Annotated in this window: 23 protein-coding genes; 5 read left to right on the top strand and 18 right to left on the bottom strand. The window is 40.1% G+C overall.

Annotated features, from left to right (window positions below; genetic code table 11):
• Positions 1-3 precede the first annotated feature (3 nt).
• Positions 4-2448, top strand: coding sequence for an ATP-dependent Clp protease ATP-binding subunit (locus tag V7P40_RS00810; protein ID WP_333784069.1), 2445 nt, complete (start codon positions 4-6; stop codon positions 2446-2448).
• Here the strand turns inward: V7P40_RS00810 and smc are convergent.
• Positions 2429-5887: a chromosome segregation protein SMC gene (gene smc, locus V7P40_RS00805; RefSeq protein WP_333784068.1), complete on the bottom strand. Its 3459-nt coding sequence runs from the start codon at positions 5885-5887 to the stop codon at positions 2429-2431. The two genes, V7P40_RS00810 and smc, sit on opposite strands and share 20 nt — an antisense overlap.
• 24 nt (positions 5888-5911) lie before the next feature.
• On the opposite strand from smc, the gene V7P40_RS00800 reads away from it, so the two are divergent.
• Together V7P40_RS00800 and V7P40_RS00795 are read left to right on the top strand one after the other, a co-directional pair.
• Complete coding sequence (locus V7P40_RS00800) at positions 5912-6697, top strand: polyprenyl synthetase family protein (RefSeq protein WP_333784067.1); 786 nt, start codon at positions 5912-5914, stop codon at positions 6695-6697.
• On the top strand, positions 6694-7203 hold the full coding sequence (locus V7P40_RS00795; protein WP_333784066.1) for a shikimate kinase: 510 nt from the start codon (positions 6694-6696) through the stop codon (positions 7201-7203). The genes V7P40_RS00800 and V7P40_RS00795 overlap by 4 nt, the downstream gene beginning before the upstream one ends.
• Positions 7204-7208: 5 nt before the next feature.
• On the opposite strand, the gene mraY is transcribed toward V7P40_RS00795, so the two are convergent.
• From mraY to flhA, 5 genes are read right to left on the bottom strand one after another with little or no spacing between them, the layout of a single operon-like run.
• On the bottom strand, positions 7209-8288 hold the full coding sequence (gene mraY / locus V7P40_RS00790) for a phospho-N-acetylmuramoyl-pentapeptide-transferase (RefSeq protein WP_333784065.1): 1080 nt from the start codon (positions 8286-8288) through the stop codon (positions 7209-7211).
• Between the two features lies 1 nt (position 8289).
• Entirely contained in the window at positions 8290-8862 is a 573-nt protein-coding gene (locus tag V7P40_RS00785; RefSeq protein ID WP_333784064.1) for an RNA methyltransferase, read from the bottom strand.
• Positions 8863-8876: 14 nt separating this feature from the next.
• Positions 8877-9707: a MinD/ParA family protein gene (locus V7P40_RS00780; protein ID WP_333784063.1), complete on the bottom strand. Its 831-nt coding sequence runs from the start codon at positions 9705-9707 to the stop codon at positions 8877-8879.
• Positions 9704-10816: a flagellar biosynthesis protein FlhF gene (locus tag V7P40_RS00775; RefSeq protein WP_333784062.1), complete on the bottom strand. Its 1113-nt coding sequence runs from the start codon at positions 10814-10816 to the stop codon at positions 9704-9706. Before V7P40_RS00775 ends, V7P40_RS00780 begins: the two co-directional genes overlap by 4 nt.
• A complete protein-coding gene (gene flhA / locus V7P40_RS00770) occupies positions 10806-12842 on the bottom strand; it encodes a flagellar biosynthesis protein FlhA (protein WP_333784061.1) in 2037 nt (678 codons plus the stop codon). The genes V7P40_RS00775 and flhA overlap by 11 nt, the downstream gene beginning before the upstream one ends.
• Positions 12843-12863: 21 nt before the next feature.
• Between flhA and V7P40_RS00765 the strand changes: the two genes are divergently transcribed.
• A complete protein-coding gene (locus tag V7P40_RS00765) occupies positions 12864-13352 on the top strand; it encodes an ADP-ribose-binding protein (RefSeq protein WP_333784060.1) in 489 nt (162 codons plus the stop codon).
• Positions 13353-14375, top strand: a complete 1023-nt coding sequence (locus tag V7P40_RS00760) for an anthranilate synthase component I family protein (RefSeq protein WP_333784059.1) — start codon at positions 13353-13355, stop codon at positions 14373-14375.
• A gap of 665 nt (positions 14376-15040) precedes the next feature.
• Here V7P40_RS00760 and V7P40_RS00755 read toward each other — a convergent pair.
• Genes V7P40_RS00755 through V7P40_RS00700 form a run of 12 tightly spaced genes read right to left on the bottom strand, consistent with a single transcriptional unit; the run spans position 15041 to position 24778 of the window.
• Entirely contained in the window at positions 15041-17911 is a 2871-nt protein-coding gene (locus V7P40_RS00755; protein WP_333784058.1) for an AAA family ATPase, read from the bottom strand.
• Complete coding sequence (sbcD, locus tag V7P40_RS00750) at positions 17898-19043, bottom strand: exonuclease subunit SbcD (protein WP_333784057.1); 1146 nt, start codon at positions 19041-19043, stop codon at positions 17898-17900. Before sbcD ends, V7P40_RS00755 begins: the two co-directional genes overlap by 14 nt.
• Positions 19036-19773 (bottom strand): TIGR00730 family Rossman fold protein, encoded by a 738-nt coding sequence (locus V7P40_RS00745; protein WP_333784056.1) that lies wholly within the window; start codon positions 19771-19773, stop codon positions 19036-19038. The genes sbcD and V7P40_RS00745 overlap by 8 nt, the downstream gene beginning before the upstream one ends.
• On the bottom strand, positions 19763-20014 hold the full coding sequence (locus V7P40_RS00740; protein WP_333784055.1) for a hypothetical protein: 252 nt from the start codon (positions 20012-20014) through the stop codon (positions 19763-19765). Before V7P40_RS00740 ends, V7P40_RS00745 begins: the two co-directional genes overlap by 11 nt.
• A 38-nt stretch (positions 20015-20052) precedes the next feature.
• On the bottom strand, positions 20053-20448 hold the full coding sequence (locus tag V7P40_RS00735) for a DUF2203 domain-containing protein (protein WP_333784054.1): 396 nt from the start codon (positions 20446-20448) through the stop codon (positions 20053-20055).
• A 5-nt stretch (positions 20449-20453) separates the two neighbouring features.
• The gene (locus V7P40_RS00730; protein ID WP_333784053.1) at positions 20454-21476 is read right to left on the bottom strand and encodes a radical SAM protein; all 1023 of its coding nucleotides are present in this window, start codon (positions 21474-21476) and stop codon (positions 20454-20456) included.
• A complete protein-coding gene (locus V7P40_RS00725) occupies positions 21467-21913 on the bottom strand; it encodes a glycine cleavage system protein H (protein WP_333784052.1) in 447 nt (148 codons plus the stop codon). Before V7P40_RS00725 ends, V7P40_RS00730 begins: the two co-directional genes overlap by 10 nt.
• 24 nt (positions 21914-21937) lie before the next feature.
• Positions 21938-22327, bottom strand: coding sequence for a DsrE family protein (locus tag V7P40_RS00720; RefSeq protein WP_333784051.1), 390 nt, complete (start codon positions 22325-22327; stop codon positions 21938-21940).
• On the bottom strand, positions 22324-22581 hold the full coding sequence (locus V7P40_RS00715; RefSeq protein WP_333784050.1) for a thioredoxin family protein: 258 nt from the start codon (positions 22579-22581) through the stop codon (positions 22324-22326). Before V7P40_RS00715 ends, V7P40_RS00720 begins: the two co-directional genes overlap by 4 nt.
• Entirely contained in the window at positions 22582-23037 is a 456-nt protein-coding gene (locus V7P40_RS00710) for a glycine cleavage system protein H (protein ID WP_333784049.1), read from the bottom strand.
• 9 nt (positions 23038-23046) lie between these two features.
• On the bottom strand, positions 23047-24006 hold the full coding sequence (locus tag V7P40_RS00705) for a CoB--CoM heterodisulfide reductase iron-sulfur subunit B family protein (RefSeq protein ID WP_333784048.1): 960 nt from the start codon (positions 24004-24006) through the stop codon (positions 23047-23049).
• Between the two features lie 13 nt (positions 24007-24019).
• Positions 24020-24778 (bottom strand): 4Fe-4S dicluster domain-containing protein, encoded by a 759-nt coding sequence (locus V7P40_RS00700; protein WP_333784047.1) that lies wholly within the window; start codon positions 24776-24778, stop codon positions 24020-24022.
• Positions 24779-24780: the final 2 nt, after the last annotated feature.

Here is a 24780-nt window from a genome sequence, read left to right as displayed (position 1 = left end):
GCTATGTTTGAAAAGTTTACGGAAAAGGCAAGACAAGTTATTCTTCAGGCAAGAGAGGAAGCATTGGAGCTGGGTCATACATACTTAGGTAGCGAGCACATACTCTTAGCTCTTATAAAGGACGAAGATCTACCCACTCTAATACTTTCTAAGTTTGGTTTGACTGCTGAAAAAGTGCGTCGTGCCTTGCTTGGTCAGATAACAAAAGGTAGCCATTCGGGAGAGATCCTTTTTGCCCCCGATGCAAAGAGAGTTTTGGAGTTTGCGGTGGAAGAAGCGCGCATACTCCACCACCAGTTTGTGGGTCCAGAGCACTTACTTATAGGCGTTGTCAGAGAAAAGACTGGTCTTGGTGGTAGGATTCTGAGGGGTTTTGGATTGGACGAGTATTCGGTAAGAAGGGAAGTGCTTCAGTTCCTTGGAGAGCTACCACCCCAGGAAACTACAAAGTATGCACCCACTCCAAACTTGGATAGGTTCTCAAGGGACCTAACCCAGATGGCAAGGGAAGGAAAACTCGACCCAGTTATAGGAAGGGAAAGAGAAATAGAAAGGGTAATTCAAATACTTGTCAGAAGGCGCAAGAACAATCCCGTTCTCCTAGGAGACCCAGGAGTCGGAAAGACTGCCATAGTGGAAGGTTTGGCTCAGAGAATAGCAAACAAAGAGGTGCCAGAACCTTTGCTAAACAAAAGGGTTGTGGCTCTGGACCTAGCAGCGCTAGTGGCAGGCACCAAATACAGAGGGCAGTTTGAAGAGCGTTTAAAAAATATTCTCAAAGAGCTTGAAAAGGCACCAAACGTAATACTCTTCATAGATGAGATCCACACTATAGTAGGTGCTGGTTCCGCTGAAGGATCCATAGACGCATCCAACATGCTAAAGCCTGCATTGGCAAGGGGTGAAATACAAGTTATAGGTGCTACAACCATAGACGAATACAGAAAATACATAGAAAAAGACGGGGCTTTGGAAAGAAGATTCCAACCAGTTTTAGTAGAAGAACCTAACCAAGAAGATACTATAAGAATTCTTTACGGTCTTAAGAGCAAGTTTGAAGAGTTCCATAACGTAGAATACACACCAGAATCTATAGAAAAGGCGGTGCAACTATCCGAAAGATACATAACGGACAGACATTTGCCGGACAAAGCTATAGACGTCTTGGATGAGGCTGGTTCTTTGGTAAAGTTAAGGGTGTATCAACTATCACCAGAACTCAAAGAATTGGAAGAGAAAATAAAAGAGATAGAGGCTAAGAAAGATTCTGCAGTGGCGGAACAAGATTACGAAAAGGCTGCAAAGCTTAGAGACGAAGAGCTAAGACTAAGAGCAAAGTTTGAAAACATGAAAATGAAGTGGAAGCAGGAAATCATGAAGAAAAGGCCAAAGGTTACAGAGGAAGACGTAGCTGAAGTAGTTGCAAGATGGACGGGCATCCCAGTCAAAAGAGTGCACGAGAGCGATACTCAAAAGCTATTACACATAGAAGATGAATTAATGAAAAGGGTAGTGGGACAGGATGAAGCTATAAAGGTTATTGCAAGGGCAATAAGAAGGTCAAGGGTAGGACTAAAGGGCAGACACAGACCAATAGGAGTTTTCCTCTTCTTAGGACCAACTGGTGTAGGCAAAACAGAAACTGCAAAGGCTTTGGCTGAATACCTCTTTGGCACAGAAGAGGCACTAATAAGGTTTGACATGTCCGAGTATATGGAAAAGCACACAGTCTCTAGACTTGTGGGTGCACCACCTGGATACGTGGGATACGAAGAAGGCGGACAGCTCACAGAAAAAGTAAGAAGGAGACCGTACTCTGTCCTGCTCTTTGACGAGATAGAAAAGGCTCATCCAGATGTGTTCAACATATTCCTGCAAATATTTGATGACGGAAGGCTAACAGACGCTATGGGTAGAACGGTAGATTTTTCCAACACAATCATAATCATGACATCCAACCTCGGAGCAAGGCTCATAGTTCACGGTGGAAAGATGGGCTTTGAGCAGAAGTTCGGCGTCATAGACTTTGAACAGATGAAGAAGAACGTAATGGAGCAAGTCAAAAGATCGTTCAATCCGGAATTTCTAAATCGTTTGGATGAAATCGTAGTTTACAGAGCATTAGAGAAAGAAGACATACTGAAAATACTTGACATACAAATTGCAGAAATAAACAAAAGTCTTACCGATTGGAACTTAAAGGTAAAACTACACAAAAGCTTTTCTGAGTGGTTGGTGGAAAGGGAGTACAAGCCTGAGTATGGAGCAAGGAGTATAAAAAGAGCTCTTCAGAAGCACGTGGAGGACCTGCTGGCAGAAGAGCTTTTAAAGGGCACATTCCAAGACGTAGACACGGTAGAAATTAGGGTAAAGGACGACAAACCATACTTAAAACCTATCAAGAAGAGAGAAAAGCTGGAAGCGGTTTTCAGGCAAGAGAGTGAGTGAGGTTTTTGAGGGGGAACGCCTTTGATACTCCCCCTCTGCTACTAACACCTATGATTTTATCTGCATAAGATGCCAAGACTTCTCTGAGTGTTACCACTATAAACTGGGCTGATCTCGATTTTTCTTTTATCAGCTCGCTCACAAGCCTTGCATTGGCTTCGTCAAGGTGCGCGTCCACTTCGTCAAAGTAATAAAAAATTGAAGGTTTATACTCCTGTAAGGCAAAGATCAAAGATAGAGCTGCAAGAGTTTTTTCTCCTCCTGAGATTGCCTCTAAATACTGCACTTCCTTTCCCCTCGGCTTTACTACCAGGTTTATGCCCCCATCAAAAGGATTCTCCGGCTTTTCAAGTTCCATCTGAGCTTTACCGCCAGGAGAGAGCCTTGCAAAGATCTTTTTAAAGCTGGCGTTTATCTGCTCGTAGGCCTTGATAAAGGCGTTTAGTTTCTTTGCCTCTATCTCTTCTATCAGCTCCTTTATTGCCTTTCTTTCCTCTAAAAGTTTTCTGTCTCTTTCTACATAATCCTTATGTCTTTGGCTAAACTCCTCATAATCTTCCATAGCCTTAAAGTTTATGCTTCCGAGCAGGTTTATTTCCCTCTCAACTTTTGCAAGCTCATCCTTCAGGCGCGTGTAGCTTTCCTGAACCTCCGCTATAGGCTTTTCCTCCCCTAATTCTCTGATTTTCTCTAATAAAAACTCCTCTTTATCCCTTAGCTTTGCCAGTTCCCTCTCTATCCCAATCCTTTCCTCCAGCCTAACATCAATAAGCATTCTTTTCTGACCTAGCAGAGCTGTAATGTGTCTTATGCTTTCTTCCAAAGAATCTACTTTTTTGTAGAGTTCATAAGCTTGAAGATTTACACTCTTTAACTCTTCCTCAACTTTTTCTTTTTCTTGATTTAGTTCCTGGATTCTCCGGTTAATCTCTTCTATACTTTGCTGAATGTCCTCCAACTGTGCCTTTTTCTGCTTTATTTCTTGAAGAATGTTTTGTTTGTTTTGTTGAGTTTCTTGAAGTTTCAGTCTAAGGTTAAAAACCTCTTCCCTTTTCCTTTCTAAAAGTCTTCTATACTTATCAGCTTTTTCTCTAAGTTCTTCCAGACCAGATTCTTTGGCTATTTTAAGAAGGGACGAGTATCTAAACCTTAGATTTTCAAGCTTTTCCTCTTGGTAAAAAAGTTCTTCCTCAATCTCCCTTTTCTCCGCTAAAAGTTTTTCACTTTGCTGGGCTAAAACCTTTAGATATTCTTTTCCATTTCTTATTCGTTCTTCTAAGCTCTTTATCTTTTCAAAACTTTCCTTATCCCTTTGTTCTACTTCTTTTATCCTCCTTTCTAGTATTTTTACTACACCCTCCTTTTCAACAAGCTCATCTCTCAAGGATTTGTATTCTCTTTCATTCTCCGCTTCTTCTTGTTTTAGTCTATCCAAAATACCTTCTAGCTCTACTACCTTCTCTTGGTAAAAGCTTTTGCTGAGTGTGCCCTTTGACTCCAAATATCCTCCACTTATCACACCTGTCTTTTCAAAAAGCTCGCCGTCCAAGCTAACCATTCTGTAATTGCCTATACCTAAGGCCCTTGCCTTTTCAAAATCCTCCACTACTAACGTATCCCCAAAGACAAAACGGATGGCCTTTTCAAACTTCTTATCGTATTCAAGAAGGTTGATCACAAAGTCAACGTATCCTTTTATACGCGGATAAGGTGGAAGAGGGAAGTCTTTTATGTGGCTTAGTGGTATAAAACTCATCCTACCAGCCTTTATCTCTTTAAGCCTGTGAATGCACCTTTGTGCTACCTCATCGTTTTCCACTACCACATAAGAGAGCCTTTGCCCCCCTGCTACTTCCACAGCCTTTAAATACTCGTAATCTTTTACCCTTATTAGGTCCGCCACCCTCCCATAAACCCCATGTATATCCTCAAAAGGAAGATGAGCATAATCTGCTTCTCTTAACTTTGACTTAAGAACAGCCAACTCTTGAAGTATTTCCTCCCTCTCCATCCTTAACTTCTTAAGCTTGTCTTCCAGCTCTTGTATCTTTGATTTTATTTTTCTTTGGGCAATCTCTTCCTCTTTCAGCATCTTTTGATAGTTCTCTTTCTTTAGAGCTTCCTCTCCTAAGGCGCTTTTTAGATTGCTTAGTTCATTTTCTAAATTCTTTGTTTCCTCTTTTACCTTCTCCTGCTTTAGCTCCAATTCTTTAAGTTTTAGCTCCAAGTTTGATATCTGACTTTTCTTTTCTTGAACAGATTTCAATAGCGCATTAAGCTTTTCCTCCGTTTGGTGGATTTCTTCAAAGGATGCCTTCATATCTCTCTCTTTTTCTTTTAAACTCTCAATTACCCGCTCAAATTCTATTTGTAACTTGCTAATTTCTTCCTCCTTTTCTTTGAGCAAATCCTCCAGATGTTTCTCTTCCATCATCAAGCTTTCCATATCCCTCTCCAAATGCATTATCCTTTTTTCCAAGTTTTGCCCTTCACTGTATAATCTTTCAAGATCTTTATAACTGTTTTGTGTTTCCTTATCTATCATCTCCAATCTTTCGCTCAACCTTCCAGTTTTTTCTCTGAAAGGTAGAAGGATCTCCTTCACCTGAGAGAGCTCCTTTTCCAAAAATTTTGCCTGTTCCTGTAGTTCCTCACTGGATTTTTTCAAGTTTATTAACTCTTCCTCTAATAAAAATAGCTTTTGTTCTACGCTGTGCCTTTCATCAGCTGTCTTTAAAAAATCTTTTGAGTAAAGCTTTAGCTCCAAAACTCTTTTTCTTTCAGATAATTCCCTGTAAAGTTTTATCTTTTCAACCTCCGCCTTTAGCTTTTCCATCTGAACTTCCATCTCGTCTATCAAAAGTCTGAGTTCTCTGTGCTTTAACTCCACCTCTCCCAACTGGGCAAGGGCCTTTTGCTTTTTCTCTTCATACTCGCCTATTCCTGCCACTTCCTCAATGAGCTTTCTCCTCTCCACAGGTGTCATCTTAAGAAACCTAACTATATCTCCCTGAAGGACCACGTTATATCCGTTCTCGTATATGCCAGCTTTTGAAAGAAACTCGCTCAGTTCCCTTTCCCTTACAATCTGACCATTCAATCTAAAAACACTCCTTCCGTCCTGATAAACTTTCCTGGATAGGATTACGTCCTCCTCTGGTATGGGAAAGGCCCCAAAGTTCTTAAAATGCACTTCCACATAAGCGTAGTCTGCTTTATCCCCGTCTTTACTGAATATTAGATAGGATAAGTTTTTTGCCCTCAAAGCCTTTGAAGTGGCTATACCCAAGGCAAAGGAAATGGCATCCCCTATGTTTGATTTACCCGAACCGTTGGGACCAACTACAGCTATAAAACCTTCTCCCAGGGGAATTTCCACCCTTTCCTTTCCATAAGATTTGAAGCCTTCTATAACTATCTTGTTTATGTATCCCTTCACCTAAGATATAATTATACGAACTTGGTGGAAAAAAAAATATTTCTGTGGAAGAGAGAGCTAGAAGAAAAGCTTAGAAGTTTTTTAAATTCCTTTGAGCCTAAAATACTTCAGGAAGCTGTGTCCTACTATCCCCTTCAGGAAGGAAAGAGGATTAGACCTTTACTGTTGTGCGCAGTTTCCTCAGCTTATGGTGGAAACCTGCAAGATGCCATCGTCGTTGGATGCGCCATTGAGCTTATTCATAACTACTCTTTGATTCATGATGACCTTCCTGCACTGGACAACGATTATTACAGAAGGGGAAAACCTGCGTGCCATGTGGTCTATGGAGAGGATATAGCCCTTTTGGCAGGGGATGCGCTCCTGACTTTAGCCTTTGAAATACTCTCGGATGTAAAGAACTTCAGAACTTTAAATTCGGATAGGTTACTTCTGATCATAAACATCATCAGCAAGAAAGCAGGTGTAAAGGGAATGGTAGGTGGGCAGGTAATGGACATAAGGAAATTGGGAGATCAAAAGGAGATAACTCTCAAAAAAACTGCTCAGCTCTTTTCAGCTTGCTTTTTAGCAGGTGGTATAATAGCAGGTAAAGAGGATTTGCTTTCCAAGCTTGAGGATGCGGGACTGAGTTTTGGAATACTTTTTCAGATGTGTGACGACTACAAAGACAAGGACGGCTTTTACTTCCAGCTTGGCGAGCAACTGAAAAATGAGATAAACGCGAAAAAAGAAGAAGTCATATCAAAGCTCAAATTCTTAAACCTCTGGACGGAGGAGATGGAATACATTCTAAACTCTTTCGTATGATACCTAGAAGAATTTTTCTCATTGGTTTTATGTGCAGTGGAAAGAGCACGGTAGGAAGGATTTTAGCTAAAAGACTATCCTATTCTTTTGTAGACTTAGATGAATTTATAGAGCAAAGGGAGGGAAAGAGTATACAAGAGATATTCTCAAACTACGGAGAAGAGTACTTCAGAAGGATGGAGCTTGAGGTTTTGGATTTGTTCTTAAACGAAGATAGAGTGGTGGTAAGCACAGGGGGAGGGCTGGGTGCCAACGGAGATGCTTTAAACAGGATGAAGTTGGTGGGTTTTGTGGTCTGGTTGGATATAGATTTTGAAACCTTTTTGAAAAGGTGTTCCAACTCAGAGGGAAGACCCCTTTTAAAAAAAGGCTTAGATTATGTCAAAGAGCTTATGGAAAGGAGAAAGGAAGTTTACAGCTTAGCACACCTTAGGGTAGATGGCAGGAAAAGCCCTGAAGACTTAACGGATTATATACTACAAGAGCTAATGCTCGCTTATAAGTAAGAGTTTTACCTTAGCTTTAGTGTGGCAACTGCTAATACACTCAAAAGTATGGATACTATCCATAGTCTAACCACTATCTTAGGCTCCGGAATACCAGATAGTTCTAAATGGTGATGAAAGGGAGCCATTTTGAAAAGCCTCTTCCCTTTTGTTACCTTAAAGTATGTCACTTGAAGTATGACGCTTAAAGTTTCAAAAACAAACACGCCCCCCGCTATTGGAAGCACTAGCTCTGCTTTAGCAATCAGGGCAATAAGAGCCAAACCTGCACCAAGGGATAAAGATCCCACATCCCCCATAAACATCTGAGCTGGGTAAGCGTTAAACCACAGAAAACCAAGACCAGCCCCAATTATGGCAAAACACAAAACGGTTAAGTCCCCAGCATAGGGCACATAAGGTATGTTCAGATACTTGGCTATGCTCACGTGTCCCACGGCATAAGCTATTATGCCAAGAGATGCAGCTGTTGTCATCACTGGACCAACAGCCAAACCATCCAAACCGTCTGTTAGGTTCACCGCGTTAGATGTAGCTACTATAACCAAGACCGCAAAGGGTATGTAAAAAAGGCCAAGGTCTATCTGAAGGTTCTTAAAAAGGGGAAAGTATATTTTTGTGCCCACGTCGGTAAAGTGGTATATAGCTAATGCAGTAATCGTTGCTACAAAAACCTGAGCAGAAAACTTAGCCTTTGCAGATATACCCTTTTTGTTCCTTAGCTTTGTATAATCATCCCACAGTCCTATAAGTCCAAACCCGAGTATGCAAAAAGATATGATCCAAAAATAGGTTAAATCCAACCTCATAAGTAGAAGGGAAGAGAAAAGCACGGATATAAGTATTACAAGCCCACCCATTGTAGGAATTAACCTTTTTGCTACGTGCCCCTCTGGTGTGTATTCTCTAACGTATCCCTTAAATAGCCTTTGGATCGTTTTCATCTTCTTTAAAAAAACAGGAGATAAAAGCAAGGTTAGTAAAAAGGCTATCATAACAGCAAGGAAAGACCTAAAGGTTATGTATTTGAATACATTAAAGCCAAAGAAAAGATCTTTTAGGTAAAAGGACAGATGATAGAGCATTTCAACACCTGTTCCTGCTCAAAAGTCTGTCTAATATAATGGCGCAAGCGTTTCTTACAGACAGATGGTTCCAGTCCCCAGCACCGTATACAGGCTCAAGAATGTAGTCAAAGGTTCGCATAAGGTCTGGCGGTATGCCATAACCTGTCCCAAAGACTATAAGAAAATCCCTTTCCCTCTTTTCTATTTCCTTTCTCAAAAAATCATAGCTCACAGTGTTTGAATAGTTTCTTGCGTCTGTGCCAACTACTATGGGCTTTCTTCCACGAAGGCTTTGAACGTCTTCTAAAACCTCTTCAAAGGTATATACGAGTTTTACCAATTTTACCGTTTCTGCCCTTGTGGGATTTGTCTTTAAACCTTCTTCTGAAGACCAGTATTCTATCTGTTTTTTTATCACAGCCCTCTGGGCATCCACTGGATGAACGATGTAATAGGTATTTATCTCGTAAGCTCTGGCAGGTCTGGCTATGTCGTGCAAGTCCATAGTAGTAAAGGAAGTTATTATAGTTTTCCCATCCCTGTCCATAGCTGGAAAGTGCAGTAAGGCAATAAATACATTATCGTTAATCATTTACATTATTTTAATCACTTCCTTAACTTTGCCAAAAGTCTCTCCCAAAAACTTTCCTTTGAAGTTCTTTGAATTAGGTATAAACTGGTTAAAATTTGGGTAAGATCCTCCATCAAGTTGTTATCAAGGGGGTTTTGGCTAATTATTCTTTTTATCAAATTAGGGTAATATCTTATACTACCTGCATACTTAGGCTCCCCAGTTGTGTATCTTTCACACACTACTTTTATACTTTCATAAACCTTTTTCCCTTCGTATTCGTTGGAGACTTTGTTTACAACAAGGAAAAATTCTTTAAGACCTTCGCTTGAGTTCATAACTTTAACCAATCCATAAGCATCTGCTATAGCAGTAGGTTCTGGAGTGGTTATAACTATAGGTATTTGAGATGAAGAAACTATTGCCAGTGTGTCTGAATGAATACCTGGCGGTGTATCAAAGATAACCCAGTCATACCTACCTTCTGAAAATTCTTGAAGTCTAAACAAAAGTGTCTTTAGTTTACCAAAAGACATGTTTACCAATTCTCTTATACCACTACCGCTTGATATAAAATCAAAACCATCCTCTATAGGTACAACTATATCCTCAATACCAGCATCTCCAGAAAAGAAATGGTATAGGTTTTTTGGTGGGGTTATTCCTAACATAAGGTGAATATTGCTTAGCCCAAGATCTCCATCTATGAGAAGGACCCTTTTACCGTTGGAATATAGTATCCTACCCATGTTTATAGTGATGATTGTCTTTCCAACACCACCTTTCCCGCTTGCCACAGATATATAACCTGTAGACCTTTCTTTACCCTCCAATATCTTTAGTGAAAGTGCTTGTTTTTCCATCATTCTTCCACCTTTAAAAATAATCCCGCTATGTAATTGTAATCCGCCATAACTATGTCATTAGGAACCCTCTGACCTGTTGTAAAACAGAGTATGGGAAGTTTTGTACGGTATACAAGATTCAAAACATATCCGTAATAAACTGTCTCATCCATCTTTGTGAATATTAAACCGTTTATGGGTAAAACACTAAACCTTTCTATGGCTTCTGCCATAACCCTTTCGTCCATATTTGCACTTAATGTGAAATAAATTTCTAGAGCAGGGAGTTTATTAAAAAAGGGTATAAGCTCTTTGACCCTCAAATTATCATAGTGGCTCCTGCCAGCCGTATCTACAAGAATGATATCTAAGGAAGAAAGCTCCTCTATACATTCTCTAAACTTCTGTGGTGTGTCTGCGGTTCTAAAGGGCAGTTCCATTATACTTGTAAAGGCCATTAGCTGTTGAACCGCACCAACTCTATAACTGTCTATGGTTATAACACCAACTTTTTTGCCAAGTTCTTTTATGATATACGCCAGCTTTGCTACCGTGGTAGTTTTACCTACACCGGTAGGTCCTACAAGTGCGATGATTTTAAAATCTGTCAAATTTTCCTTAAAATCCCTAAGTGTAGGTATGGTGTTTTCAAGACCCATTTTCAGAGACTCAAAGGTTTCTCCCTTAAGGTCAAGCTTTTTTAGCTCGTAATCATAACCGCAAGAGGCATCGATTATAGCCTTAGCTACATCCTTATTCATACCCTTATTTATAAGTTTGTTCATAAGATTAAGGGCTCTAAGAGAGTATTCGCTCTCTATGGGTTTTATATCTTCGTTTGATTCTGCTCTTTGTTTTTTTACCAGTTCTATTACTTCCCTTAAACTCTCTTTAAGTTTGCTTATTTCTTCGTAAACATGCTCATGTCCCATTAAGTGAGAAGGAAAATCCTCTCTATCTGGTATGCCTATAGTAACTTCTAGTTGAGAACGATAAGGATAGGGCAAGAAGGGTATCAGTCTTTTCTTTACAATCTTTGTGGAGAGTATGGTTGCTTCTTGTCCGTATAAGCTTCTTACCTCCTCCACAGCCTCCTGAAGAGAATTAACCAACAATTTTTTAATCTTCATCCACCGCTCCTAATACTTTTAAGTTCACTTGCCTATCAAGTTCATTATACGATAGTACAGCTAATTGAGGAAGATAGGCTTCAAAAACCCTTTTTATGTGCCTTCTTAAGTTTGAACCAGTTATAAGAATGGGCTTAGCTTGATACTGGACAAACTTTGAAATTTCAGAGCTGATTTTTGGATATACCTTATTTATAAGAACGTCAAGGAATTCTTCTTCTCTACCTTCTTGTAAGTAAGCGCTTAGCTTAGCTTCCAACCTTGGAGCAATCACAATGGCATACAGAGTTTTATCCGTTAGGTATAATCTTGTTATCCTTTTTGAAAGCCTTTGTCTTACATACTCCGTTAGTATGTCCACATCTTTTGTTTGTTCTACATAATCTGCCAAAGTTTCCACTATGGTAAGAAGGTCATTTATAGGTATGCCCTCTTTGAGCAAGTTTTGCAATACTCTGTGCAGTATGGATATTGGTATCACATCAGGTATGAGTCCTTGCATAGCTTTTGGATATTTTCTTATTAGGTTTTCCACCAAGTCCATAACCTCTCCTCTACCTAATATCTCATGTAGGTTTCTTTTTATCACTTCAGAGAGATGGGTTATTATTGCAGTGCTAACATCTACAACCATATAACCCAATCTCTGAGCCTTGTCCCTCTGGTCTTCTGTTATCCAGTAAGCTTTTAAGTTAAAGGCAGGATCTTGAGTTTCAATACCTTCTATTGGACCCTTAGTACTACCCAAATCTATCGCCAAATATCTGTTTGGCACTATTTCATAACTGCCTACTTCCATACCTCTTATAAGTATCCTATACTGATATGGTTTTAATCTTAGATTGTCTCTTATGTGTACCAAAGGCACTATCACTCCAAACTCTTGGGCTATTTGCCTCCTCATTGACTTAATTCTTTCTGGTATGTCCCCTCCCTGAGCTTCATCTACTAAAGGAACTAACCCATAACCTATTTCAAAGGCCATTAACTCTGGCTGTGTTATTAGCTCCTCTTCTGTCTTTTCCGCCGGTTTTTTCTGCTCTACAAAGAGTTTTTCCAACTCTTTTAATTCCCGTTCTTTAAGGCTTCTTTTTAGAAGATAATATAAACCTCCCAGTATGCCAGCCATAAAAAAGAATGGTATCTTTGGAAAACCTGGAATAAGACCTATAAATGCCAAAAGGGCTGAAGAAAATAGGAATACTCTCGGTTCCTTAGAGAACTCTTCAAGAAAAACTCTCCCAAGCTGATCCTTGGAAGAGGATTTTGTCACCACTATACCAGCAGCAGTAGAAAGCATAAGAGCTGGTATTTGACTTGCTAAACCTTCTCCAACGGTAAGCAGTGTGTATGTGGCTATTGCCTCCGAGAAAGGCATTCCTTTTATCACTATACCCACGATCAACCCACCTACCAAACTCAGAAAGAGTATTATTAAAGCCGCAATGGCATCTCCTCTTATAAACTTGCTTGCGCCATCCATGGAACCATAGAAGGATGCTTCCTGTTCTAACTGTGCTCTTCTTCTGCGCGCTTCCTCTTCTGTGATAAGCCCAGCGTTGAGGTCCGCGTCTATACTCATCTGCTTACCTGGCATTGCATCAAGGGTAAACCTTGCTGCTACTTCGGACACCCTTTCCGCACCTCTTGTTATAACAACAAAGTTTATGACTATAAAAATGAAAAAGACCACCAATCCAACTACCACATTCCCACCCACCACAAATTTACCGAAACCTTCTATTACGTGCCCCGCAGCAGCTGTACCTTCGTGTCCATATAGAAGTATACGCCTTGCAGCCGCTATGTTTAAGGATAATCTCAGTAAAGTTCCCAAAAGTAGAATAGATGGAAAGGCAGAAAGCTCTAAGGGTTCTTTTATAAAAGTGGTAAGGATAAGTACAGTTAAGGATAGTGTTATGCTAAGCGTCAGAAGTATATCAAGCAGTAGGGCTGGGACGGGTAAAACTATTGCGGTCAGTATGACCACAAAGGCTAATACTATCCAACCCTGGGTTAGGTTCATGATAAAATTTTAAGACCTGTTATGCACATACAAGTCATAAAGGGTAGCCTGCTTGAAGTTGATGCGGATGTTATAGTCAATCCTGCCAACTCTCTTGGATTGATGGGTGGTGGAGTGGCTGGTGTGATAAAAAGGTTTGGGGGTAAAGAGATAGAAGAAGAGGCCGTTAGAAAGGCTCCCATTGAAGTTGGTAATGCAATACTAACATCTGCAGGTAGTCTGAAATTCAAGGGGGTTATACATGCTCCGACGATGGAAGAACCTGCTATGGCTACAACGGAAGAAAAGGTAAGAAAAGCGGTCAGGGCGGCGCTTAAGCTGGCGGATGAGCTGGGTTTTGAAAGCTTGGCAATGCCTGGCATGGGCACAGGCGTAGGCAGATTACCCAAAGATATATCCGCAAGGGCTATGATAGAAGAGATTAAAGCCTTTAGTGCAAAGAATCTAAAAAAAGTAATACTCGTGGACTTGGACGAAAAAATGGTAAAGGCTTGGAGAGAAAACCTGTGAATGTTAATAGTCTCAGGAGGCTTTTTTGGTAAGCCCTGGAAACTCTACCAGTTTGAAATTATAGAGGTAAAGTTCTACAATTCCTTAAAAGAAATTCCAAAAGAAGACGGTTTTTTCGTATTTTCCTATGCGCTTTCTACCGAAACGCTGGGAGTAAAAGTCAGAAGTTCTGACCTTCCTAAAATAATCTTTGTAAAAACAGGAAACATTAAACAATTTGAGTTTTTCCGCAATCCAGTAAACCTGGAGCTTCTGAGCTTTTCTTTGGACAAAGAAGAATACATAAAAAGGGTAAAAGAGATCAAAAAGAAGATAGAAGAGGGTACTATATACCAGATTAACCTCTCCACAAGGATAAACTTTTTTCTGAAGGGTGAGCCTTTAGATTTGTTCCTGAATTTTTTCCAGACGCAGATAACGCCTTACGCCTTTTTTTTAGATCTTGGAGATTTTTTCATAATCAGCGGTTCTATGGAGCTATTCCTTCAGAAAGTGGGGGATACGATCATAAGTAAGCCGATAAAGGGAACAGCTAAAGCTGAGGAAAAACTCAGAGAAAGTTCAAAAGACAGAGCAGAAAACTTGATGATATTGGATATGATGAGAAACGACCTTTCAAGAATAGCAAAGGTTGGAAGCGTAAAAGTAAAAGAGCTATTCAAAATAGAAAGATACTCTACTTTATTTCAGATGCATTCCACAGTGAGTGCCAAAACTGATGCGGAGCTTGAGGAAATTTTGCTAAACACCTTTCCTCCGGCGTCCGTAACAGGTGCGCCAAAGAAAAAGGCGGTGGAGATAATAGACCATTTGGAGCTTCATTCAAGAGATTACTACTGCGGATGTGCTGGCTTTAGATGGAAAGGCGACTTTACTCTAAGCGTGCTTATAAGAACAGCCTTTGGCAAAAAGGAAAAACTATCTTACTTTGCTGGCTCTGGCATTGTTTATGATTCACAAGAGGAAGAGGAGTGGAAAGAAACCCTTTCCAAAGTCCAAGCATTTTATTCTTTCTCTTCTTAATCTATATGTTTTCTTTCCTCTATTATTTTTATTAATATTAAAGAGACACCCTTAAAAGAACCAGAATTTCCCAAGTGTTTGATTTTCATAGACTTTCAGAAAAAATTTTCACACCCCATATCTAAAGTTGTTGATTTTCTAAGACATGCCAACCTTAAAAATGTTCAGAAAATTTCAATACTTAGGAACAATTTTCACAATTTCACAGTCCTGTCTGTAAGTTGCGTAAAAACCGAAACTTTTTTTCATAAAAAAACTACGGAAATTGTAGTAGTTAGAGGTAGAAATGTGAAATTCTCTAAAAACCGCATGAATACTTGCTTTTGCGATGTGAAAAAACTAATAAAAAAGTGTAGGAAATTCCCATACTTACGAGAGGGGTAAATTTTCTACTTTTGGAGTGTGAAATTGTGAAAAGAGGGTGTGAAATTCTGCCACAAAAAATGCTGGATATTCCAATACTTAGGGATAGGGTGTGAAAAATTGGCTAAATCATTGAATCTCAAGCTCTGAAAAATTTCATATTATATTAACAATACAAAATCCGTATTTTTTTTGAATCGTAAAGGTTTTCAGGCCATATTTGGAAATATTTATGACTTTTATCATATTTTTAAACCATTGAAAACTAAGGTTTTAATATGATGTGTGAAATTCGGAAGATTTTATATTATCACCCTTATGGAGGATCTGTCTCCTCTTCTTATCACCTCTATCCTCTGGTCGAACTTTTCGGCTAAGTCCTCAAGGTGGCTTATTATTCCTACCACTCTGTCCGTGTTTAACTTTATAAGCTCAAAGAATTGAGAAAGCTCCTCCCTAGTTTCTTTATCCAAGCTTCCAAAGCCCTCATCAATAAACAGGCTTTCTATAGGGGCGTTGTTAGATATTACTTCGCTTATACCGAAAGCTAAAGCCAAACTGGCTAAAAAAGTCTCCCCACCGCTTAAGGTGCTCACACTCCTTCTGTGTCCAGAAACTCTGTCCAGTATCAGTAAATCCAGGTTTTCCAGATCAAACTCGTAGACTCCGGAGGTAAATTTTTGCATGTAGAAGTTAGCCCTGCTTACGATGCTTTGAAGCATTATCTGGCTTACAAACTCCTGCAACCTGTCTGCTCTAAAGTCTTTTTCAAGGGAACTATACACCCAATCTTTACTTTCAAGCTCTTTTTTACTCTCTTCCAGCTCCTCCCTTCTCTTTAAACCTTCCTCTACCTTTGTCTTTTCTACTTTTAGACTACCAAGCTCTTCGCTACAACGTTTTTGTTCATCTTCCACACTCTGGAGCTTTGACTTTATTTCTTCCGTGGGTTCTATATGGGAAAAATTCTTCAAGCTTTCCCTTAGCTGCTTTTTCTTAATATTCAAAGAGTTTATTTTGTTTTTATACTCCTCTATACTAGCTTTTAACTCCCTTATGTATTCTTTTGGCTTTATATAACTTTTTAGATCTTCTAAACTTCCAAAAGTTTTTATAGCAGGTTCAAGATTCTTAGATAGCTTGGCTTTTTCTTCATCTATCCTTTCTATATTTCCTTTCTTTTGCGAGAGCGTAGTTAGCAGTCTATTTTCCTTCAATTCATGATTCTTTAGCTCTTCTAACAGTTGGGTGTATTTTCTTCTTACTTCATCCCTTTTCTTTCTTTTATATAATAGCTCGTTTTCCAAGTTTCTTAAATCCTCTTCCTTCAATGCACTCAAGTTAGCACTTGCTAAGTAATTGTTTATATCTTCTATGCTTGCCTTCAAGTTTTTTATCTGTAATTCTTTCAGTGAGAGATTGTTCTTTTTTGTGTTTAGCTCTTGCTTAAGTTTTTCAAGCTTTTCTTTTGCTAACTTTAGACTGTTCTTTTCCTTTTCTATACTCTGCACGGACTTTGTCAGTTCTTCGTATTCAATTTCTAGTTCATACTCTTGCATTCCATTAAGCAATTTTCTTAGCTCTTCCTCCTCTTGTTTTATTTTACGAGCCATGTTTTCAGCTCTGACTTTTTTTTCCAAAAGTTGCCTTTCCTGCGCCTTAAGATCTTCTAACTGCGCCTTTAGTTTTTCCAAGTCCGCCTCAAAAGCCTCTTCTTTTGGTAGATCTTTTACGATGTTTCCGCAGACTGGACATACGTCCCCTACCTTTAGTTCAACCCTTATATTGTGAACGTGGAAGTTAAATATTTCCCGTTCTTTGTTCCTTATTATATCCATGAGTTTATTTATGTCCTCTTCTAAGGTTTTGTTTTCACTTAAAAAGTGATCAAGCGCTTGCCTCTCTCTTTTTATATAGTCAAGTTTGGACTTTAGTGGGGTAATTTCTAACAACCTATTCTTTTTTTTCTCTAAGGTTTCTAAATAACTTTCCTTTTCTCTCACAAACTCTTCTCCCTTTAGGATTCTTGCTTCCAAGCTTTCTATATCCTGCTCAAGTATTTTTTTGTGTTCCAAAGTTTGCTCTAATTCTTGCATCATCCTATCCCTTTCTCTTATCTTCTCAAGGGCAGATTTTAGTCGCTCTACTTCTTTTGTTAGCCTTTCTATCTCCGAGTCGTAAAGGTCTATTCTTTGCCATTCAATGCTGTATGGCTCTATTTGTTTTAGGATTCGTTCTTTTTCGTGGGCTAATTTTCTAAGTTCCAACTCCAGGGTTTTTATTTCAGCTCTCTCCTGCCTTTCTTGTTGGGAGAGTCTTTCATAGATCTCTAAGTAAGCTGAATAGGAGGATGCTTCCTCCATCTTTTGAAGTTCTATCTCTAACTTTTCTATCTGATGTTTTTGGCTTAGAAGCTTCTCAAGCTCATTTTCGCAATTCAAAAGATCTTTCTCAAGATTATCTCTCTGTATAGCTAACTCTAACTCTTTTTGCAGCTCTTCTTTTTTGGAGTTTAACTTGACAAGCTTATCTTCTATTAGCTTTATACTCTCTTCTAACCTTTGAAGCTTCTCTTTTGTAGCATAAGATAACTCGTTTAATGAGGCTTCTATCTGAGTTAGTTCGTTCTCAATCTTCCTTTTAGTGTCTCTTATTAACTCGTTCAGTTTTGAAAGTAAAGCGTCCATTCCTAACAGTTTGTTGAGTATCTCTCTCCTTTGCCTTGGTTGTTCTGGCTTTAGAAATCTGTCAAACTGCCCCTGGGGTAGAAGTATAACCTTAGTAAATGTTTCGTAGTCTACTCCTAAGATCTTTCCTACGAATTGGGGAATTTCGTTTACTCTTATGTCCTTTAGTCTTCCGTTTTCATAGACCCTTGCTCCAGCCTTTCCTTTTTTTATAAACCTCTCTATGGCATACCTTCTATCCTTGACTGCAAACTCAAAAAAAACCCTCAGGTAGTCTTCGCCCTTTGATATGATATTCTCATGCAAGTTTTCTCTGCCGTGCCTTGGCACCCTTCCGAAAAGTGCATAGCACATAGCGTCTATTAGGCTCGTTTTACCCGAGCCTGTTCTTCCCTGAATGATGAAAAACCTAAGCCCAGAAAAGTCTAAACTGTGATTACCTCTAAATATGGTAAAGTTTGTAAGCTCAAGCCTAATCGGTCTCATTATGGACCATATTTAATAGGTAAATAACCTCCCTTTCTAACTCCTCAGGCAGGTCACAGTTGTAATTCTGTTTATAATAAGCTTTGTATAGGTCCAGAATATTCAAACTTTCAATATTTTGCATGTTTGTGGAAGCGTATTCTGAAAAATCTAACTTAAAGAATACCAACTTCTCTCCTAAGGCTTGATTTATCTGTTGCACCTTTGAGTTTAGCATGGGATCCCTCTGATCAATTTCTAAGATTATTTTAAAGAGCGCATTTTCGTGCGCTATCTCTTCCAGTATTCTACGTATACTCTGATCCTTCCCTATTCTAATTTCCTTTAGTTCTCTGTAAAGGGGTAAACTTATGGGCTCCACTTTAATTTGGTTGTCTTCCAGTATGACAAGGTTTACAAACTTTTTTGTGTCTTTTTCAGAAAAGTCTATCTGATATAAACTTCCAGAATAGTAAGTTTCAGCAGCAGCGCTGTCTATTTTTTGATGAACGTGCAAATGTCCAAGGGCAACGTAATCAAAAACTTCTGGTATTTGATCCGGTCTTATGGCGTAGAATTCGCTCACGCTTGCTTCCCTCTCTGAGCCAGCGATAATACCCTTTTCTACCATTAGGTGGGACAGTAGTATTTTGTATTGGAAATTCTCCACCTGCTTTGCCAAAGCCTTTAAGTAGTCTGCCACTTTATAAGAGTATGCTCTGTGCGTGTCTTCCGAACCCCTTGTTAAAAGTCTCTCACTGGGATAGGGCAAGCACGCTATTGCAAGATTGTCGTAGACGAAAATCGCCTCAGATGGGTTTGGCTTTGGCCTATCGAATATGTGTATTTTTGTAAGTTTTTCTAAGTTTTTGTATGCTTTTAGCTTGTCATAACTATCGTGATTCCCCGCTATTAGGACAACGTGGATATCCCTACCAGCCCACTCTGTTAGGTAATCGAGCACCATGTGCTCTGACTCGTAGTCCGGTATGGCTTTGTCAAAAATATCTCCAGCTATGAGTATTGCTTCAACTTTTTCTCTGTTGCATAAGTCAGAAACTTGTTCCAAAGCATATGATAAATCTGGATTTCTTGACACTTTGTTTAGGTTCTTTCCTGCATGTAAGTCAGAAATATGCAGTATTTTACGCATTTTCTATAATCCTCTGCAGTTTTTCAACCAATGGATTTAGGGGATCTTCCCTCTTCAAAAGCTCTATTCTCTTTCCCATCTCATTTTTTATTATTCTAACCACTTCCTCTGGTGTGTTTGCGTGCGAGATTAAATTTGTATCTTTTTTGTCAATAACTCCAAAATTTACCATAGTGTCTTCCATGTATTCCATAAGGCGTTGCCAAAAGATGCTTCCGTACAATATTATGGGAAACTTATATATCTTACCAGTTTGTATAAGTGTCAAAGCCTCAAATAGCTCGTCAAAAGTGCCAAACCCACCTGGGAAGATTACGTAGGCCATAGAATACTTGAGTAGCATGACCTTGCGCACAAAAAAGTATTCAAATTTCAGAGAGAGGTTTTGATATTTGTTCGGTCTTTGTTCTGTGGGTATCTCTATGTTTAACCCAACAGATAATGTGCCTGCGTCGTATGCTCCCCTGTTAGCTGCTTCCATTATGCCAGGCCCGCCACCTGTTATTATGTGAAAGCCCATCTTTCCTAAGAGAAAGGCTGTCCTGTAAGCATGCTTATAAAACTCACTGTCAGGCGTTAGACGAGAGCTACCGAAAAAGGTTATAGCAGGACCAACCCCTGACAGCGTGTCAAACCCCTCAACGAACTCGCTCATTATCTTTAAAACTCTCCAAGTGTCTCCCTGCTTTATCTTAAGCTCTTCTATAATTTTTAACTGCTCATTGTTCATTTAGGTCCTTTACCATACCCTCTATTTTTAATATCTCACCTTCTTGCGGTTTGTTTATGTTTTGTGCAGTTCTAATACTTTGCTTTTTATTTACTTTTTTCTTTTTATGTTTTTGTGAAGTTTTTATTTTTGTTTTTTGCTTCTCTTGTGAGATCTTTGGTCCTGCCCCTACTTGCTTTGCAACTGGCACCATTGGGAAAATGAGTAAGAACATTAATAAAAGACTTAAAACCTTCTTCATGCAAACACCTCCTTACCCCCAGCGGAGGTAGGAAAATTTTACCACAGATTTTCTTCTTCTAAGATGCTTATAGGTTTTCTTCCCACAAATCCCTCGTTTAGCTCGTGCCAATACATTATAGTTTCTTCGTCTTCCTTCCAGCATAGCCATATATATCTGTTTTTGTAAAAACTAAGAAAATCAACCAGAATTGGATCTACACCCTTTATCACTCCTCCTAAGGCCTCTATTTTTCTAAAGAGGGAGTCTATTAATCTATCCAGTTCTTTCATATGCGCCTCAAGGTACATTTTTTCCAATTCGTCTTCTTCTTCGTGGAACTTCTCATACGCTTCGGTCAACTCCATTCTTTTTAGGTTTATCTCTTCCACTATTGGCTTTATTAAAACGAGGGTTTCTCTTGCGGTATCTAAGTCAAAAACTTTCATCTGCATGTTAATTAATTTATAGGGAATATTACGGTTGAGCAACAGTTTGGGGATACTACCGGTTCCAATCCTATGCGCTTTGCTTCTGTTAATATACCTTCCGCTGGAAAGGTTATGCCATTTACACCTGCGTAAAGAGCGTACAGGTCAAGCTTTGTTCTTTCCTGCCCCGCAGGTCTTGCGCAGCCTATTACAACGGGTGTCTTGTAAAGCTTTTTTCTTGCGTAAAGTATAACTTCTGCGCACTCTTCAGCCTTTGGTGGTGGTAGAAGCTGGAATCTTGCCTTTCCGTAGTAGGGCATAACCACCACTAAGACTAAACCCTCTGGATCAAACTGGGATATCATGTCTATGGCCCTTTGTTCTCCCAAGATCTTTCCGTAATGCAATCCTATTATCACGTGTGGCACTATTCTGTGTCCGGATTCTTTGAGAAATCTTAGGGAATCTTCGTAGTCTTTTGTAGACTTGTGGGGTAGCTTATAGACTTCTGCTATGGTTTGGTTATCTCCTATGATGTCTATTAGCACCGCATCCACTCCAGCCTCTTTTAGCCCTTCCGCTAAGGCTTTATCTACCAATCCAACGTGGCATGTAACCAAAAGCTTAAGTTCTTTCTTGAGATACTCTATGGCCTTTAGAAAAGGGTAGAGCTCTACCACACCGTCCTTGTTAGAACCGCCGGAAATAAGAATGCCTTCCACACCCTTGGCTTTTAGATCCTCTCCTACCCTCTTTAGCTCTTCTGGTGTGGTGGCCGGTATCATATGCCATAAGATTTTGGATGCGCAGTGATCACACATAAGCTCGCAGTTTCTGCCAGTTATGGAAACATCTACAAACTTGGGAATGGTCTCCACGTAGAAGTCTTCTACTTGATAGTGTTTGAATCCAGGACTATAAAAGTGCACCCTTTTGCCGAAGTTTTCTTCTCTTATTCTAAATCCTTCCAGAAGACGCTCCAAAAGGCTGTAATCCAGCTCTAAATTTTCAAGGAGGGGCACTACCCCCTCCTGCACCTGTTTTATCCGCACTTTATACCCTTTTCGTTTGCTACCTTTGTTAAAGCATCCACTGCCGCTTGACCCTTTAGAAGGCTATTTATCTCCTCTGGGTTGGTAGGTTTTATTTTGACTATCCATCCTTGACCATATGGATCATCATTTACTAAGGCGGGGTTTGTTTTCAAAGCTTCGTTGATTTCCACGATTTCTCCAGTCAAAGGTGTAGGAACTGGACCAACCCACTTACCGCTCTCTATGGTTGCAACGCTTTTACGCCTTTCTATAACCTTTCCTGGCTTTTTGGGTGTGTAAGCCACAAGCCTTCCTGCCATAGCTGCGGCTATGGACGTTAGCCCTATGGTGTAAGTGCCATCACCGTTGTCTTTCGCCCAGGTGAAGGCATTGGCCTCCGGATCTACATCGTACAGCAGATCCTCTGGAATGTTGCATCCATTAACTACTGCCATGTTATACCCTCCTTCTATAAGATTTCAAAATGTTAGCACTTTATCTGCTTCCATTGCCCTCAGGGCAAACTCACTGGCTGGCACAATACCGTCCAGCTCTGGTATGAGATCTTCAGATTTGTAGCCCAAAGAGTCTATCGCCTGTTTGCAAGAATAGAACTTTACACCCGCCTGTTTTGCGTCCTTCATAAAGTCATAAACAGTCTTTAGTTTCTTTCCGTTGGAACTAAGACAGTTTGGCTCGGCAGGAAGTATTTTCTCCGCCACTCCCTTTTTTAAAAGCTTAGTCCCGTCCATGTTAAAGAACATCTCCACTTCTGCGTCGTTAGAGGCCATCAGAGCTGCTATGTAAAAAGGCGATGCGCACCTCCACGGAGTTTTCGGCCCGCTTGTCATCAAGATAATTACCTTCACGATTCTAAAGCCCTCCTAGCCTCTTCTTCAGAAGGAACTCCCACAAAGGCAAGTTTTCCGTCTATGATAGTAGAAGGAACAGCCCTAACTATAAGCTTCTTTGCCCACATCCTACCTTCAGGCTGAGCCACATCCAAAACCTCATACTTAAAGCCATACTCCTTTTGGAGTTTTTGCCAGAGGGCATCCGCATCTGGGCATGTGGCACACCACTGAGATACTAAAAGTATGACGTGTTTGTCCTTTGCTGCCATCTAAGTGCACCTCATACAGATTATATCCCATTCATCTATGTATTCCTTCATCTTATCTATTGCCTGAGGTCCATAGAGAAGGTCTTTTAGGTCTCTTTCCAAATCCACAGGCTTCATCCTTACTATCCATCCTTCACCGTATGGGTCGTAGTTTATTATATCCGGCTGTTCCAAAACCTTTTCATTCCTATCTACCACTTCCCCTTCCACTAAGGCATTTATAGGTCCAGCCCACTTACCACTTTCAAGAGAAGCAACAGGTTTTCCCTTTTTTATAAACTTCCCCTTTTCCTTTATGCGAGCGTGGAGCAAGCGCCCAGCACGCACCTGCCCCACATCTGTCAAACCCATAGTAACTGTTCCGTCTTCGTTTACCTTTACCCAGGTTTGGGTTTCTATTTCATAGTAAAGGTCGAGTGGGATCATACATCCGTTGTATTCCCACTCCTTTTCCATTTTCTAACCTCAAGCCAAGCCGAGTCTTTTTAGCACTGGAAGAGGATCTGATAGATTGTCCTTGAGCTTCACATCACTTGCACTGTATCCAAAGGCAAGTCCAAGAAGCTGGGTAAAGTAGGCTGCAGGCACGTCTACATCGGGCACCCCTTTCATCATAAGTCTGTGTCTGTACATCTCCAAGGATGCATGGCATAGAGGGCACTCTGTGGCTATTATGTCTGCTCCGTTTCTTTTAGCTGTTTGAAGGATCATCATGACAAACTTTTCAGAAACTTGCTCATCTGATAAGGAGTGCGGACCTCCACAGCATTGGGTGTGCATGGGTTCAAAGGGCACGCTAGTAGCTCCTGCCGCTTCCAGCAAAGCATTCATGTAGTACGGATGCTCGTCATCGTCTGCTGTTTCTCTTCTTCTGGGTCTTACCTCTTCTTCCTGTCCCCCTGCGTGGGCATAGGTTTTTGCATAAAAGTGTGGTCTTGTATAGAGACAGCCGTAGTAGTTGGCAACCTTAAGTCCTCTTAGAGGTTTTTTAGTTTTCTCCTTTACCTTCTGAGGACCAGCCTCGTGGTAAAACCACTCAAGGATATGATAAGTTTCTGGGATTTTATCCAATGGATCCACACCACCTTCTTTGAGGAGTGCATTTACCTTTTCAAAAACCTTACTGTCTGTTTCCAAAAAGTATTCAGCTCTTTGAAGCGAAAAGGAGCATCCGTTACAAGGTGCCACTATCACATCGTGTCCTTGCTTTCTTGCCAAAGACATGTTCCTAGCATTCAAGAGCAAGGTTCCCATAAAGGTTACGTTTTTTGACTCCATAGCACCACAGCAGTTATAGTCCTCCAGGTAATCTAGCTCCAGCCCAAGTTCCCTCGCTACTATTTTAGTAGAAACATCATAAGCCCTTGCTGCACCTTCTAAGGAACAGCCGGGATAGTACGCCACTCTTTTTCCTATAACACCCATTTTTAAACCTCCTTTAAATTGATACTCCTTCTTCTTTCATAACCTTTCTCAAAACCTGTTTAAACTTGTTCCAGTTTTTAGTCCTTGGATGAAAGAGCATGTGCTTGGCGTTCAGTATGAGAAAATCCACGTTCATAGATTTTATGGGTTTTAAAACCAACTGTTTTAGCCACTCGGGAGTTTCCCCTATGAAAGGTATAGGCTTTTTGAGTATGGGATCCTTTACAACCTTGTATCCTTGCTTTTCTATCCAACCAAAGAGCAGCTCTCCATCCTCTATCCTTCCGTATTCAACCACGCTTTCTGTGAAGAACTTGTCAAACTTTTTAGAAGGATACTCGTCAATGTATCCCTTCTTTGCCATAACCCTTAGGATCACTTTTAGCACTTCCTCCACAAGCACGCCCTTTGGACACCTGTGGGTGCATTTGTGGCAGGATACACACCTCCACATAACATCCGCTCTTTTTTGAAGCTCGTCTATCATTCCAAGCCTTGCCAAGTATATGAAGTGTCTTGGGTTGTATCTTTCGTCCCAATAGTTGTGCACAGGGCAAGATGCAGTGCAGTAAGAGCACTGGTAGCACTGAACTATAGTCTTTCCATCTGGAGAATTCATTATCTCCTTAGCAAAATCAAGGTCGTAGTCGTTTATCACTCTTGGGAGAATGATCAGGTTCCAATCTCCTGACACATCCACACCATCAATAACAAGCCTTTCTTTCCTTACAATTCTTTCTGGTTCTACCAAACTTCTTTCGTGTATAGCCATGG

This window comes from Thermocrinis sp., from assembly GCF_036781485.1.
Lineage (GTDB): Bacteria > Aquificota > Aquificia > Aquificales > Aquificaceae > Thermocrinis.
The sequence above is the reverse complement of the archived record's forward strand: the minus strand, read 5'-3'. Positions and strand labels throughout refer to the sequence as shown.

What these genes read in the sequence shown, in the direction of transcription:
- V7P40_RS00810 (WP_333784069.1), top strand. Translation starts at nt 4, where the DNA reads ATGTTTGAAAAGTTTACGGAAAAGGCAAGACAAGTTATTCTTCAGGCA.
- V7P40_RS00795 (WP_333784066.1), top strand. Translation starts at nt 6,694, where the DNA reads ATGATACCTAGAAGAATTTTTCTCATTGGTTTTATGTGCAGTGGAAAG.
- mraY (WP_333784065.1), bottom strand. Translation starts at nt 8,288, where the DNA reads ATGCTCTATCATCTGTCCTTTTACCTAAAAGATCTTTTCTTTGGCTTT.
- V7P40_RS00785 (WP_333784064.1), bottom strand. Translation starts at nt 8,862, where the DNA reads ATGATTAACGATAATGTATTTATTGCCTTACTGCACTTTCCAGCTATG.
- V7P40_RS00780 (WP_333784063.1), bottom strand. Translation starts at nt 9,707, where the DNA reads ATGATGGAAAAACAAGCACTTTCACTAAAGATATTGGAGGGTAAAGAA.
- V7P40_RS00775 (WP_333784062.1), bottom strand. Translation starts at nt 10,816, where the DNA reads ATGAAGATTAAAAAATTGTTGGTTAATTCTCTTCAGGAGGCTGTGGAG.
- flhA (WP_333784061.1), bottom strand. Translation starts at nt 12,842, where the DNA reads ATGAACCTAACCCAGGGTTGGATAGTATTAGCCTTTGTGGTCATACTG.
- V7P40_RS00765 (WP_333784060.1), top strand. Translation starts at nt 12,864, where the DNA reads ATGCACATACAAGTCATAAAGGGTAGCCTGCTTGAAGTTGATGCGGAT.
- V7P40_RS00760 (WP_333784059.1), top strand. Translation starts at nt 13,353, where the DNA reads ATGTTAATAGTCTCAGGAGGCTTTTTTGGTAAGCCCTGGAAACTCTAC.
- V7P40_RS00755 (WP_333784058.1), bottom strand. Translation starts at nt 17,911, where the DNA reads ATGAGACCGATTAGGCTTGAGCTTACAAACTTTACCATATTTAGAGGT.
- sbcD (WP_333784057.1), bottom strand. Translation starts at nt 19,043, where the DNA reads ATGCGTAAAATACTGCATATTTCTGACTTACATGCAGGAAAGAACCTA.
- V7P40_RS00745 (WP_333784056.1), bottom strand. Translation starts at nt 19,773, where the DNA reads ATGAACAATGAGCAGTTAAAAATTATAGAAGAGCTTAAGATAAAGCAG.
- V7P40_RS00740 (WP_333784055.1), bottom strand. Translation starts at nt 20,014, where the DNA reads ATGAAGAAGGTTTTAAGTCTTTTATTAATGTTCTTACTCATTTTCCCA.
- V7P40_RS00735 (WP_333784054.1), bottom strand. Translation starts at nt 20,448, where the DNA reads ATGCAGATGAAAGTTTTTGACTTAGATACCGCAAGAGAAACCCTCGTT.
- V7P40_RS00725 (WP_333784052.1), bottom strand. Translation starts at nt 21,913, where the DNA reads ATGGCAGTAGTTAATGGATGCAACATTCCAGAGGATCTGCTGTACGAT.
- V7P40_RS00715 (WP_333784050.1), bottom strand. Translation starts at nt 22,581, where the DNA reads ATGGCAGCAAAGGACAAACACGTCATACTTTTAGTATCTCAGTGGTGT.
- V7P40_RS00710 (WP_333784049.1), bottom strand. Translation starts at nt 23,037, where the DNA reads ATGGAAAAGGAGTGGGAATACAACGGATGTATGATCCCACTCGACCTT.
- V7P40_RS00705 (WP_333784048.1), bottom strand. Translation starts at nt 24,006, where the DNA reads ATGGGTGTTATAGGAAAAAGAGTGGCGTACTATCCCGGCTGTTCCTTA.
- V7P40_RS00700 (WP_333784047.1), bottom strand. Translation starts at nt 24,778, where the DNA reads ATGGCTATACACGAAAGAAGTTTGGTAGAACCAGAAAGAATTGTAAGG.